Here is a 13,787-nt window from a genome sequence, read left to right on the forward strand (position 1 = left end):
ATTGAAAAAACTTGAAATGTTGTAAAAAAGATTAGTCATTAAAAATAACAATTTTAGCCTAATCTATATGCCTACAAAACAATTAAACATAAATAAATTAATCTCTACTTTTTATTATTAATTGTAGAACTCAATAAATCCTCCAAATCACAATTATAAATACCTTCAATTTTAAGTTGTTTATCTGTTTTACCTTCGGTCATATCCCATATATTAGCCTCAACACCGAGTCTTTTGAGGTTTGGTAACTTCTTTTTCATAATGGCTACAGCATTTTCGCTAATATCTGGAACAATCGTAACTTTCTCCCCTTCGAGAACCTTTATTTTTTCATCAGTTAATCCATTAATCCCTCCGTATGACAACCAAGTATAATTGGGTAATAAAATTGAACACACAATTGCTGTTTTTTCACTTTCAATAAGAATAATGGGTTTAGTATTTTCACATAAAAGGTGCTCGCCAAATAAACAACTATAATACCCATCTTCATTTTTATAAGGTACTTTAAAATAATCAGTTCTTTTTCCAACCTTTGAGTAATATACTATTTTTAATTTTTGAACTTTTCCATCCTTATTTATTGAACAGAATACAGTACCTCCATTTTCACTCGTACCAATGTGATACATTTTTTTCACTCTATCAACAACATCGTTGTCATGCATTGTTTGTAGATACAAAAGCAAATTGTTATCAATTTCATTGTTTTCTAAATCACTAACCACTTTGAAATCAATGTATTTAGTTATTTTAGATTTTATTGTATTACAATAATCATTGTTTGTATGACAATTTTGTAATACATTATTAGTGGAATGTACCACAGTTTCCTCAAATGCATTTGTGCTTTTATTCCAATAGTAAGGTGTACCATTTTCATCTTCATAAACTTGAGTTGGAGTTGTTGAAGTTCCGCATGAGTGACAATAACCGTAATTATCTGGATACCCTTTATAATTAACAAACTTCCCATCCCTATTTAATTTATCACAACAGGGTGTAATTAATCCTTTATTTCGCTTAGAGTTAAACTCTAACCTGTTTTCAATTTTTTGTAGCATAATTTTTTTTAATACAACAGGCAACTGGGAACTTTGATAAAAACCTATATAACACACTGTAATACAAATTATTATATGTGATTTTAACAGAAAACCGAGTTGCCTGTTGCGTGGTTTATACTTTATTCCATTGTTTAGAAATATGCCCTTTATTAAACCCCGTTATCTCACAAACTGCTTTTTGTTGAGCCTTGTTTTTCTTTGCCATCTCAATAATTGACTTTAAGGTAGGAGTATCATTATTAGCCTTGAAATTCCTTTCAATTATTGAACAAAAGTTAAGAAAGAAAAATTCGTTAATTTCAATAGCTAATTCAACACTATCTTCCCTCAAAACGTCAGCAAAAGTGGATTTAAAGGCATTTTTTATCATAAATACTATGACACATAGTTTCTGAATGGAAATTTGCATTTTAGACATGTATTCTTTAACAAGAGGTTTTGCGTTAGTCTGCCTATTTATCAACTCTTGTGTGTATTCAAAAATCCTATCATGAGCCTCAACAGGTAACTTTATTTCAAATTGCTTTTTTACCTCTTCTGGTTTTTCACTTTGACGTTTATAATCCAAGACATTTTTGATTGCCTTTTCATAATCATTCAAAACCTGCTCATTCATCTCACCCCTTACTAATTTTGGGTTATGAGTTAATTTTGGAGTGAGAAAAAGACGATCAATAAATCCACTTTCCAAATTACCATTTTGAAATAGTTTGCCAACGAATTGGTCTTGAATTCCACCAAGTAACGTAGGACACGTATTATTAATTCGAAAACTTTTAGTCGTTTTCCTCGACACATCTACATGTCCATTTGTGTAACCCTCAAGTAAAAAATTCCGCCAAGCTATTCCATCTCGACTGTTCGGATTAGACATTTTTTCAATCAAAGCAAATATCTCATCAATTGCTATTCCTATTGAATTGGGATTATCTAAATGCACCATGTGAGCTGCTTCAATAGATGCGTTTTGTACCAACACTTGTTTCCTTTTTACTTCAATATCATCATCTGAGGCTAACTGTATATTATTTACATACTCATCATATTCCTCATCATCCAATTTCTTAATTGGTCGTGTAGCAATATTGATCGCTTCTGATTTAGCATCACCCCGACTACCAACAATAGTAAAGTAACAATTCGCATAATTTTTATAGCCAAGTGCTTTAAGATAAAATGTTAGCCCTGTGGAGGTGCTAATTGTAAATAATATTGCACTTAACATATACTCCTTTGGCACTCGCTTATACTTAAAAGCTTCATTTATTAAACGAGAGAACTCATCAGGCAAATGCTTTATGATTCTGTTTAATTTCTCAATGGCTCTATCTTTGTCGTTTCTTACTAACTCCTGTAGTTTTATATCTATTGACTCTGCTGTCATTTTACTCATAGTCAATTATTTTATATGGATTACTTTATTATTTTCGTCATCATATCTTAAAGCATGCAAAAAATCAGAGAGCTTTAAATAATCGAAAGATTCTGGAAATTTAAAACCAGAAAGCAGACCACTCCATTCATCTAAAGTGTGATTTAGCTCAAATAACACTTTATTTAATTCTATTAGAATTTCATCTGTAAACAACGGGTGTTGATTAATCTCTTCGATTAACTTTATTAAAAATTCATAAAACTCTGCTATTTCACAAATTTGGGGATCTCGTTTTTTATCATATAACCAAAAGATTAATTCAGTAAAACCCAAACTTTCGAGTAATTGAATGTCATTAGAATTTAATCCCTCTACTATAAAATCATTTTTGTGATTATCAATCGAATTTATTAAGTGGTTCTCTATAGCTTCCCTTACAATATTTGAAATTGGTGTACTCAAAAATTGACTTAATATTTCAAGCTCTTCTTTTAATGATGAACTTATTCTTGTATTTATTATGGATGTTTTCATTTTCTTTATTTTTAAGGTTAGAATTATTTTTTGGAGATACTGTAAGTGGATGCTTTCCGCTCAAGTTCCTCGACGGTAGATTGCCGATTTCTCAGCAACCATTCATCTAATTCTTCTCTTTTAAAGAAAATAAGTTTGCCATGAGGCTTGTAATAAGGTACATTATTTGACGACGTATGTTTATACATACTACTTCGTGAAATACCACAGTACTTACAACCTTCATTAAAGGTTAGTACTGGTTTATGAAAAAAATAAATTTCTAAAAAATCTTGTAATACATGTTTAATATGCACTGTGTTTTTGTAATGTTCCATTTTAATTTGTTTTAAAATTATTAAAATGAAATAGCTATTTCGTCTTTGTGTACATTACAAAGGTGTAATATCTCTTGGTTAGGATGATTCAATGATTCATGAAGAACCAATATTATGAATCAATTTTAACATACTTTAAGACTAAACAGGCATAGAATCAAGATATTTTGAAATACATCTAACGAGTTCAAGGTTGATTTCGTAATCGTTTTTAGTCTCAGAAATTGAATGTGAAATAGTATCTGCTTTAATTGGAGTTCCCTTAAAACTATAAAAAGCTTGACTTTTTTCGATATGAGCTTTTTTTAAGTCAGATGAGATAACTTCAATTAGTGATGTTAAAAAATGTGAAGTTAATTGAGTGCTTGAAGAAAAGTGTATAATAGACCTGTGGTATAATGGATTTAAGTACAGTACTTTTATAAAATCTAAAAGAGTAGTCTTATCATTATTGATAATTCCTTCTTTGCTTAGATATCTGTAAAAATTGGCGTGAGCTATTTTATATTTAAAGCCTTCTTTTATCTTGAAATAATTTTCATTTATAATTGCATCAATGTTGTCATCAATATAAATTGGCACAGATATTCTATTTTCAAGTCCTGATTCGGCTACAAATTGAACGGTTTTGACTTTAGGCTCTGTCAATGTTTTATAAAATTCATCAACCTCATAATAAATATCTGTATTGGTTGTATGACAGGGATATTCTATTAACTCAAAGTCTTCCATATTTTGATACCCATCTAACTTCTTCAGTCTAAATTGACGCAGTATTAGTTCTCTGTTAAGTTTAAGAAGATGAATGACTTCTTGATAAACTTCCCTGTGAGCTAATTGAATTATAAATTCGTCAAATGTAATTTCATTATCTTCTCTTTTTATAAAATTCGGATACAATAATCTGGAAATTACTCTTAAAGGGTTTTTGGAAAAATTATGTTTTCGATCCTTAAATTTTGCTAATAAATCTAAATAACAAGATTCTTCAATATCGAATTTTGGTTTTTCATTATATAACTTTTCTGTTATAAGCTCAATTGAGTAATTATAGTAAAGATCATCTTCATAAGATAAAATCAAATCATTTTTAATTCCTTTAACTATTCCTTTCTTAAGCAAATTGAAAGTTTCAGTATATAAGGTTATGTGTTCATCCATATTGTTTAAAATTTAAGATCAGGTAAATTATCGACAGCATCATCTTTTAAATTGTCAATGTAATTTAGGTATTTAATCGTATTTCTTGTATTGGCGTGACCCATAGCATCAGCTACAGTCTTTAAATTTGCTCCATATTGTAAGAGTTGAGTCGCAAATGTATGACGTGCGCAATAGAAGGTAATGTGCTTGTCTATTTTAGCGCGCTCTACCCAATTTTTTAAACACTTATTAATACCATTATCTGATATTGAGTTCCCAGATGTATTTAGAAGGCTAAAAATCATATCTTCATTTTTGATCTTTTCACCTAAACTACCAATCAATGATTCCTTTAGTTTAAGTTCAATTTTTTGATTTGTTTTTGCTCTTCTCGTGGTTAACCGATTTTCTTTGATATTTATCCACTTAAGCTTTTTAATTTCAGCATATCCCAATCCAGTATAGCAAGCAAATAGAAATGCTTTCTTTAACTCACTGTTTCCGCAATCTGTATCAACCAATTTTTGAAGTTCCTCTGATGTAAGAACTTGCTTTCTTAACTCATCATCATTAGTTTTTCTTTGAAACCTTATATCCCTTGTTGGGTTTTCACGAATGAGACCTCTAACCTCTGCATCCTTAAGTATTTTTTTAAAACGAGTAAAATAATTATGAGGCGATTCTCCTGTTAGACCAGAAGTATCATTCAAATAATCCTTATAACCATTCATTATTGAAGGACTAACATCCGTTAATTTTAGCTTTGGATTATCAACAAAGGATTTAAAATGTTTTAGTGTAGCTTTTATCATCCTTAAATCCTTCTTCTTGTATTCAGTTACAAAGGATTCGGCAAAGTCGAAAAAATTGATATGTCTTAAATGTTTAGGAAGATAATTTGTATTTTGAGTTAGGTATTCTAACTCTCTATTTGAACGTATTAAATTAGCAATATCTTTCTTCTCTTTTTTAACGGACTTCGTATCACTTTTTTCTATCTTGATATCCAAAAACTCGTAAGATCGTTCGCCATCGATGTATATGTCTAAATAGTACTTAACAGCTCCTTTAGCTAACTTCTTCTCTCTAAGTTTTACGCTCATAAATCAGTAACAAATTGATAACAAAAATAAGTAAAAAAGAACCAATAAAAAGAAAATAGGACTATTATTATCTTCTTGTAACCCCTGTTTTTATTCATTTTTGTTATTATTTGGTTTCCGATTTTGTTTTAAAAAGTACCCGCCTTGAGTACAAGTCGAACCTTCTGCCTTTTTATAGGTTGGAGGTTTTTTCTTTTCAAAAAACGAATTTAATGCTTTGATTCGAGAATAGGCCAATGCAGTGCACTAAAGGCTTTAACGTTAACGTTAAAGCCTTTTTTATTTCCGTTTTAAAATGTAACTTTGAGTCAACCCAAATCCAATTACTATGATTGACAATTTTCTGTCAAATTTTCAAGATGGTGTTTACCACATCTTAAATATAAAATCCTACGACCATATTCTATTTTTAATAGTCCTTACAATCCCTTATTTATTTAAAGATTGGAAACGTGTCTTCACCCTTATCTCCGTTTTCACATTAGGTCATTGTGTATCATTAGCGTTGACGACTTATAATATCATAAATGTAAATATTAAATTGATTGAACTTTTAATTCCTATTTCCATTTTAATTATTGCTTTATTTAATGTCTTCACTGCAGGTAAAAAATCTCATGGCCCAATCATAGGCTTAGTGTTTTTTGCGACTCTCTTTTTTGGTTTAGTTCATGGCTTAGGTTTTGTTAGTACGTTCGAAACTCTAATTTATTCTTCTGAAAATAAACTTCTTGCACTTTTAGAAATTGGCTTAGGTTTTGAAGTTGGTCAACTTTTCATTGCTTTCATGGTCATCTTTTTGAGCTTTCTTTGTCAAACTATTTTTAGATTTTCCAAACGCGACTGGATTATGGTAATATCTTCAATTGTGGTTGGTTTTATATTACCAATACTCATTAAAAACAACCTCTTTTCGTAATAAATAGCGTTTGATATCTATACTTAGACAAAACTTTAATGTTATCAAAGTCTTAAAACGCGATGTACACTTTATATAATTATTACATTTGAACTATAATTTTAATGGTTGAGTTGATATTTCAGAAGAAAACGAACAACTCCAAACGTAGACAATGCCTGACAAAAAACAATTACGATACGACAAAGCATACTTAAGAATTGCTAAAGAATGGGGGAAACTTTCCCACTGCAAACGCAAACAAGTAGGTGCCATAATCGTAAGAGATAGAATGATCATATCAGACGGTTACAATGGAACTCCTACAGGTTTTGAAAACCATTGTGAAGATGACGAAGGCTATACAAAATGGTATGTCTTACATGCCGAGGCGAATGCCATATTAAAAGTGGCTGCATCTACGCAATCATGCAAAGGTGCCACATTATATATTACATTATCACCTTGCAAAGAGTGCAGTAAACTCATACACCAAGCAGGTATTATTAGAGTGGTTTACCACAAGGGTTACAAAGATGATTCGGGATTACAGTTTTTAGCAAAAGCAGGCATAGAATTAGAGTTAATTGAAGATATAAAAGTATAAATGGCATTCCATAAAAAATACATCCCTCTTATTATAGGTGTTGCTATTGCAATAGGTGTTTTTATTGGCGGAAAATTAAATTTCACAGACACTTCAGACCGCTTATTTACTTCAAACAGCAAAAAAGACAAGCTTAATAGACTTATAGATTATATTGATTACGAATATGTTGACGACATTAACACAGATAGCATCGTTGACGTCACTGTTAATGAAATCCTCGATAATCTCGATCCCCATTCTACTTATATTCCTAAAAGTGAATTAGAGCGCGTTACCAATAATATGAAAGGTGATTTTGTTGGTCTAGGTGTTAATTTTTACACCTTTAATGATACCATAACTGTGATTAGAACGGTTGAAGGTGGCCCAAGTGAGAAAGCAGGAATTAAAGCTGGTGACCGTATTTTGATGGCCGATGGTGATTCTATCTTCGGAAAAGAATGGAGCAATGCAGATATTATTTCCAAATTAAAAGGAGAAAAAGGCTCTAGAGTTAGGCTTTCTATTTTTAGAAAAGGAGAAAATCACTTGTTAGAGATTAAAGTAAAGAGAGATATCGTTCCCATTAAAAGTGTAGACGCATCTTACATGCTTACCGATAATTTAGGTTATATAAAAATCAATCGTTTTGCTGAATCAACTTATAAAGAGTTTAAGCGCGCTTTAGACGATCTTCAAGATCAAGGTGCAACACAATTAGCTTTAGATTTACGCGATAATCCTGGAGGCTTTTTAGGCATTGCCGAACAAATTGTTGACGAATTTTTAGAAGATGATAAGCTTATTTTATTTACAAAAAATAAGACGGGAAAAATAGAGAAAAGCTTTGCTACTAGACGAGGTGATTTTGAAGAGGGTGAGATTTATATTCTTATCAATGAAAACTCAGCTTCTGCAAGTGAAATAGTTGCGGGTGCATTACAAGATAATGATAAAGGTACTATTATTGGACGTCGCAGTTATGGTAAAGGTCTCGTACAACGAGAAATGTCGTTAGGTGATGGCAGCGCAGTAAGATTAACAGTTTCTAGATATTACACACCTACTGGACGCTCAATCCAAAGACCTTATGATAATGGCAAAAGCGGTGATTACTATAACGATTACTCTAAACGTTTAAGTAGTGGTGAGTTTGAAGATGCAGAGCAAATAAAAATATCAGATTCCTTGAAATTTACAACACCAAAAGGCAAAGTTGTTTATGGCGGCGGTGGAATTATCCCAGACATATTTGTGCCTTTAAACACCACCGTTCAAAACGAAACTATAAATTATCTTAAACGTCGCGAATACATTAGCAATTTTGTTTTTGAAGAATTAGATAAAGACCGAAGTATATATGATGGTGTAGCAGCCGATGATTTTGTTCCAAATTTTGAAGTAAGCGATGATATTGTTATTAAGTTTCAAGACTTTGTAAACTTTAAAGAACGAACGAACATAACCTTTGTGGCTTATCATGATCAAATAAAACGTCTTATTAAATCTGAATTAGCGCAACAACTATATGGCAGTACAATTGCTGAAAAAATCCTTAATGAAACCGATGATATGATTGAGGAGGTTATTTTATTAAGTAGAGGCGATAATTACTTTGAGGTTAATTTATCTGCTAAAAAGAATAAAGACTAGTTTGCCCAGAGGTTTCAGTAAATACGTATCCTAATGCAAAACGTGAACGGTTAACGCGCTTAATACGCAACTGTCTTCTAGGCTTGTTATAAGAATCAAAAACACCAATAACAATAATTTTTATAGAGTTTCAACAGAAAAAAATGTGGTCTATTCGTGAGCATGCTAATACTCTCGTGACGATTAATAGCAGTATTAGTTTCTGACTTTCGTCTTTACTTGTCTTTTTTATACACTACTAGACCTTATCATGTACTTTAGTATGTTTCCCGTCATTCCAAAGCGTGAGAATATCTGTAGCAACTTGAGCCCCACTGCCAGAGGCGATTGAAAATTGACTTCTCCAACCTGCTAAGGTTCCTGCGACATATAATCCATCATCTACTAAATGATCTTCATTTCTTAACCAAATACGATCTTTCTCTATTCCTGCTCTTGGATGTGGCTCTACATAATTATCTAATCCCTTTATCCTAAGCAAATTGGTATAACCCACTGTAATAACAACAAGTTTTGAATGGTACTTATTTTTATTGGTAGTAATAGTAAATCCTTCAGTAGACTTCAAAACAGCATTTACTTTTTCATTTTCAATTTGCTCAACATGAGGATATAAATCTTGAAGTTGTGATTTTCCAGTTTCTAAAATATCAGACCCTAAGGTACCAGGAGTCAATCCCAAAACATTATTAAATAATGCATTTTGCAAATGGCTAGACTTTTGGTGTACTGCGATAGCAATGCGCTTATCTGTCGCAAAAGGTTTTGATTTTGCAGACCCCAAAACTAAAGCACAAGACATACCAGCTGCTCCTCCTCCAATTATGAATGTATCGTACATTATGCGTTACCTTTCAATTTTTGATCTACTCGCTTAGAAAACCTCAAAACTTGCAACAAAATAATAGCGCATAATGATGCAAATATTGTAATAAGAGCGACAATACTCTGACCTTCAAATAAGTTATTGAAATCTAACATACTTACATTGAAAACGATTAATCCCGCTGCAATTAGAGTTACTAAAATGATAAAATATTTCATGAGTTCAAATTTCAAGATTAAGCCAGTTCAAAAAGCGCTTTAATATTGTGTGCAAATAACTTAACCGCAATGGCTAAAAGAATAACACCAAACACTTTACGAATAATGTTAATCCCGTTTTGACCAATCATTCGCTCAATTTTACTGGATGTTTTTAAGACTATAAAGATAATGATAACATTTAAGATAACTGCAATAATGATATTCTCTATTCTATATTCTGATCGCAATGACAACAAGGTTGTTAAACTACCAGGTCCAGCAATTAAAGGGAAAGCCAATGGAAATACTGAAGCTGTCATTGTTGTACTTTCATCCTGCTTATATAACGTTATCCCTAAAATCATTTCTAACGCTATGAAAAATAGAATAAAAGCACCTGCAACTGCAAAGGAATTGACACCAACACCTAAAAATGATAATATCGTTTTACCTAAAAACAAAAAGAGCACCATAATTATACCGGCAATGACAGCTGCTTTTCCACTTTCAATACGACCAGCCTTCTTACGTAAGTCAATTACAATAGGAATGTTACCAATAATATCTATGACTGCAAATAGAATCATAAATGCTGTAAAAATCTCTTTTATATTTAATTGAATATCCATGTTTTCAAATTTCGGGCAAAAGTAGGTCTTTATAAAACATCTGCAACGTTAAAAACCGGTAAAGTTTAAGTACTTTTGCTTTTATTTAATTCAGCTCATAATCACATGTTTCAACTAGGAAAAACAATCGTTTCAGAAGATATTATTGAAAAAGATTTTTTATGTAATCTATCTGCGTGCAAAGGTGCTTGCTGTATAGATGGAGATGCTGGAGCTCCCTTAGAAGCTAAAGAAGCTCAAATTCTTAAAGAAATCTATCCAAAGTTGAAACCTTTTTTGCGCCAAGAAGGAATTGATGCTATTGAAAAACAAGGCACATCTACAACGACGTCTTTTGGTGATCTAGAAACGCCATTAATCCATGGAGCAGATTGTGCTTATGTTATTTTTGATGATAAAAAAACAGCACTCTGCGGAATAGAAGAAGCCTATAATCAAGGTGAAGTCTCTTGGAAGAAACCGGTCTCTTGCCATTTATATCCTGTTCGTGTTAAGGAGTATTCTGAATTTTCTGCGGTTAATTATGACAAATGGGAAATTTGTGATGACGCCTGCGCTCTTGGTAAAGAATTACAAGTCCCTATCTATAAATTTGTAAAAGAAGCACTCATTAGAAAATTTGGAGAAGACTGGTATATGGAATTAGAAAACGTTGCAGAAAAGCATCTTAAGTAATTTATTCTATTTCCAATCATACATTATTTTAAACCACATATACATTTGAAATAGAAGCAGTTAATTAGTTTTGTGAATTGAATTTTCAATACTATTAATCTATAAATTTCAAAAAAAATCGGTTTTATCTTCCTGTTTTTACTCATCTTTCAAACTGTTTATTCACAAAAAGTGTCTAAAATACAATTACACTCAACTTACGATCTTTGATTACACCTATAAACTCAAGATGATACAGAAAGGAGGAGATGTAGATCTTACTTACTTTTTAAAGGAAAGTGCAAAATATTTTGGTTTCGACACAGCAGATATGACTAAAAGCACAGATACAAAAATGTTTATGGTAATTGATGGAAATCAAGGAGTAACATCTATGTTCATGGAAATGATGGACAAAAAAGTAGTTCAAAAAACAAAGCTTAAAGCTTCAGGTTTTGATAGTGATAACGATTCATCTGATTACACATATACAAAAGTCGACTCTAAAACCATTATGGGCTATGAATGTGAAGGTTTCGTGAGTGAGAACAATAAGACAAAAATCACATTCTATATAACAGATGATGTCCCTGTAAGTTTTAATCAGGTTTTTGGAGCAAATTCAAAAAGCATCCCTAAAGGGTTTAATTCAGATTGGATAAAAAAATATGCTGAAAATGGATTAATGATGGAAATGGTTTACATCGATAAAAAGAAGTCAAAAAATAACATGATCATGAACTGTATTGGTTTAGATAAAATAGATTTTTCAATAGACACCTCTTTATAGGGTTCTATGATGTCAGCTTTTAGCGGTTAAACTATTTATTTAACATTAGAGATCGTTGGTATTTTTACAATAACTTTGGTTCCAGTAGAGTTTTGATAATCATCATATAAATCTTCAATTTCAATTTGATAACCGTTAGTATAGCCTTTAGAAAAGTTTGCTAGTCGTGCTTTTGTAATCGCTATACCAACAGATTTTCGTTGAATGAGTTTATCTCTATTTATTTTATTGGACTCGACTCTTCCTATCCCGTTATCTTCTATTGAAATGATTACATAATTATCTTGTGTTCGATAGACATGTAACCTAATTTTCTTATCCTCTTTCTTAGAAGACAATCCGTGCCACAAGGCATTTTCTAAAAAAGGCTGCAAAACTAGTGATGGTATTTTTATACTTGCAGTATTTATGGTATCATCTACATCAATTTGAAAATCAATTTCGTCAGAAAATCTAATATTTTCAATATTCATATATAACTTCATAGTATCTAACTCATCTTCCAAGGAGTTTTCTTTTTCCGAAGAAGCCACCAAAATTTTTCTAATGAGTTTAGAAAATTTATTCAGATAATAAACCGCATTTTCTTTCTCATTATTTATAATGTAGAGTTTTATAGAATTTAAAGAATTAAATATAAAATGTGGATTCATTTGACTGCGTAACATATCCTGCTCTATGGTTAAAATCTGCTTTTCCTGACTCAACTGTCTGTTTCTGTACAAAGCAACCAATACACCTACTAGAACTCCAAAGACTAAAATAGAGTACCAAAAGGCTTTTTTATTGCGCTCTAATTTAGATTTTACGATTTGATTCTCACTAGCAAGTTCTTTTATTTCTTCATTTTTAGCTTCGTTTTCGTACTGAATAATGACATCATTAACATAACGTAGATTACGGTTGTTATTAATAGTTTTTTCAACTTTAACAGACTCTATATAGTGCTTCAATGCGAGCTGATAATCTTTAGTTTTACTATACAATCCTGAAAGATGCTTATCAGCCTCTACAATAGAAAGATTGAGGTTATATTGCTTAGCAATCTCTAATCCTTTTTTTAGGTTTTCTTCGGAAGCTGTAAGCGATTCCATCTCTTTTTGAACCCAACCTAAATTAATGTAGGAGGATGCGATATAAAATTGATCATTAATTTTCAAAGCCATTTCTAATGCCTTTTGGATAATCCTCTTAGCATCAACAAATTTTTGTTGTTTTATATAGACCTCACCAATGCTATTATAACAGATAACGCGACCTAAATTTGAATTGATTTGTTTATTAAAGTCTAATGACAATTTATAACTAAGTAATGCGTTCTCAAGATCACCTTGAGCTTCATAAGCGTAGCCAATATTTTGATAATTAATAGCCAGTCCTAATCTATTACACGCTTCCTTTTCAATAGCTAAAGATTTTTCAAATTGCTTAAGTGCTAATTCATACTGTTCTAATATGAGATAAATATTACCAATACTATTTTGAGATACTGCTATATTATAGAATATGGTTTTAGAAGGGTTCTCAATAGATCGCGCAATATCAAGTGCTTTTGTATGAAAATCTAACGCTGGCTTAACGAGATCCATTCGTCTATAAGCAACACCAATATTGTTAAGACTAATAATTTTAAATTCTAAATTATTAGTACTATTAGCAAGTTCATTAGCTTCCTTATGAATTTCAATAGACCTTTTATAGTGGGAAATATTTCTATATATCGCACCTAATGCGTTAAGCCCGTAATTCTCTCCTTCTATGTAATTGACGGTTTTAGTTGCCTTGATTAACGTATTCATCTTAGTACTATCTCTAGAATACTTTCTAAAAATAGAATCTATCGTTGCAAATGGCTTTGGTTTTAATGTTATTAAATTGGTAATATCCTGAGCAAATGCTGAAGTATTTTCTTGTGCCTGCGATAATTGAATACTACTCAAAAAGCATAGAAATATTACTAATAACACATTAGAAGGAGTCTCAATACAATGTAATCTGAGGTAATTCAA

At 31.3% G+C, this 13,787-nt stretch carries 15 protein-coding genes; 5 read left to right on the forward strand and 10 right to left on the reverse strand.

All coding sequences use genetic code 11. The features are described from left to right. Nucleotides 1-104 precede the first annotated feature (104 nt). The 6 genes from H593_RS0110025 to H593_RS0110050 all read right to left on the reverse strand — a co-directional run bounded on the left by H593_RS0110025 (nucleotide 105) and on the right by H593_RS0110050 (nucleotide 5,539). A complete protein-coding gene (locus H593_RS0110025) occupies nucleotides 105-1,064 on the reverse strand; it encodes a DUF6371 domain-containing protein (RefSeq protein ID WP_157588819.1) in 960 nt (319 codons plus the stop codon). Nucleotides 1,065-1,179: 115 nt separating this feature from the next. Continuing rightward, nucleotides 1,180-2,460: a DUF3987 domain-containing protein gene (locus tag H593_RS0110030; protein WP_028872328.1), complete on the reverse strand. Its 1,281-nt coding sequence runs from the start codon at nucleotides 2,458-2,460 to the stop codon at nucleotides 1,180-1,182. 6 nt (nucleotides 2,461-2,466) lie between these two features. Then, nucleotides 2,467-2,976, reverse strand: coding sequence for a hypothetical protein (locus H593_RS0110035; RefSeq protein ID WP_028872329.1), 510 nt, complete (start codon nucleotides 2,974-2,976; stop codon nucleotides 2,467-2,469). A 23-nt stretch (nucleotides 2,977-2,999) separates the two neighbouring features. Next, complete coding sequence (locus H593_RS0110040) at nucleotides 3,000-3,293, reverse strand: helix-turn-helix domain-containing protein (RefSeq protein ID WP_084142302.1); 294 nt, start codon at nucleotides 3,291-3,293, stop codon at nucleotides 3,000-3,002. Nucleotides 3,294-3,434: 141 nt separating this feature from the next. Then, nucleotides 3,435-4,454, reverse strand: a complete 1,020-nt coding sequence (locus H593_RS0110045; RefSeq protein WP_028872331.1) for a hypothetical protein — start codon at nucleotides 4,452-4,454, stop codon at nucleotides 3,435-3,437. A 5-nt stretch (nucleotides 4,455-4,459) separates the two neighbouring features. After that, nucleotides 4,460-5,539: a site-specific integrase gene (locus H593_RS0110050; protein ID WP_028872332.1), complete on the reverse strand. Its 1,080-nt coding sequence runs from the start codon at nucleotides 5,537-5,539 to the stop codon at nucleotides 4,460-4,462. A gap of 328 nt (nucleotides 5,540-5,867) precedes the next feature. Here H593_RS0110050 and H593_RS0110055 point away from each other — a divergent pair, with 328 nt between their 5' ends. The 3 genes from H593_RS0110055 (at nucleotide 5,868) to H593_RS0110065 (ending at nucleotide 8,679) form a co-directional block, all read left to right on the forward strand. Continuing rightward, nucleotides 5,868-6,458 carry a HupE/UreJ family protein gene (locus tag H593_RS0110055; RefSeq protein ID WP_028872333.1) on the forward strand — a complete coding sequence of 197 codons (591 nt, stop codon included), beginning with the start codon at nucleotides 5,868-5,870 and terminating at the stop codon, nucleotides 6,456-6,458. A 154-nt stretch (nucleotides 6,459-6,612) separates the two neighbouring features. Then, complete coding sequence (locus tag H593_RS0110060) at nucleotides 6,613-7,044, forward strand: deoxycytidylate deaminase (RefSeq protein ID WP_028872334.1); 432 nt, start codon at nucleotides 6,613-6,615, stop codon at nucleotides 7,042-7,044. Then, on the forward strand, nucleotides 7,045-8,679 hold the full coding sequence (locus H593_RS0110065) for a S41 family peptidase (RefSeq protein WP_028872335.1): 1,635 nt from the start codon (nucleotides 7,045-7,047) through the stop codon (nucleotides 8,677-8,679). A gap of 238 nt (nucleotides 8,680-8,917) precedes the next feature. On the opposite strand, the gene H593_RS0110070 is transcribed toward H593_RS0110065, so the two are convergent. From H593_RS0110070 to H593_RS0110080, 3 genes are read right to left on the reverse strand one after another with little or no spacing between them, the layout of a single operon-like run. Next, complete coding sequence (locus tag H593_RS0110070; RefSeq protein WP_028872336.1) at nucleotides 8,918-9,520, reverse strand: NAD(P)/FAD-dependent oxidoreductase; 603 nt, start codon at nucleotides 9,518-9,520, stop codon at nucleotides 8,918-8,920. Then, the gene (locus H593_RS0110075) at nucleotides 9,520-9,723 is read right to left on the reverse strand and encodes a hypothetical protein (protein ID WP_028872337.1); all 204 of its coding nucleotides are present in this window, start codon (nucleotides 9,721-9,723) and stop codon (nucleotides 9,520-9,522) included. Before H593_RS0110075 ends, H593_RS0110070 begins: the two co-directional genes overlap by 1 nt. Before the next feature lie 17 nt (nucleotides 9,724-9,740). After that, nucleotides 9,741-10,328, reverse strand: coding sequence for a MarC family protein (locus H593_RS0110080; protein WP_028872338.1), 588 nt, complete (start codon nucleotides 10,326-10,328; stop codon nucleotides 9,741-9,743). Nucleotides 10,329-10,439: 111 nt separating this feature from the next. Between H593_RS0110080 and H593_RS0110085 the strand changes: the two genes are divergently transcribed. Beyond that, complete coding sequence (locus H593_RS0110085) at nucleotides 10,440-11,009, forward strand: DUF3109 family protein (protein ID WP_028872339.1); 570 nt, start codon at nucleotides 10,440-10,442, stop codon at nucleotides 11,007-11,009. A 229-nt stretch (nucleotides 11,010-11,238) separates the two neighbouring features. Beyond that, entirely contained in the window at nucleotides 11,239-11,778 is a 540-nt protein-coding gene (locus H593_RS0110090) for a DUF4412 domain-containing protein (protein ID WP_028872340.1), read from the forward strand. Nucleotides 11,779-11,813: 35 nt separating this feature from the next. On the opposite strand, the gene H593_RS0110095 is transcribed toward H593_RS0110090, so the two are convergent. Continuing rightward, the gene (locus tag H593_RS0110095; protein WP_028872341.1) at nucleotides 11,814-13,787 is read right to left on the reverse strand and encodes a tetratricopeptide repeat-containing sensor histidine kinase; all 1,974 of its coding nucleotides are present in this window, start codon (nucleotides 13,785-13,787) and stop codon (nucleotides 11,814-11,816) included.

This window comes from Psychroserpens burtonensis DSM 12212 (assembly GCF_000425305.1).
GTDB classification, from domain to species: Bacteria; Bacteroidota; Bacteroidia; order Flavobacteriales; family Flavobacteriaceae; genus Psychroserpens; species Psychroserpens burtonensis.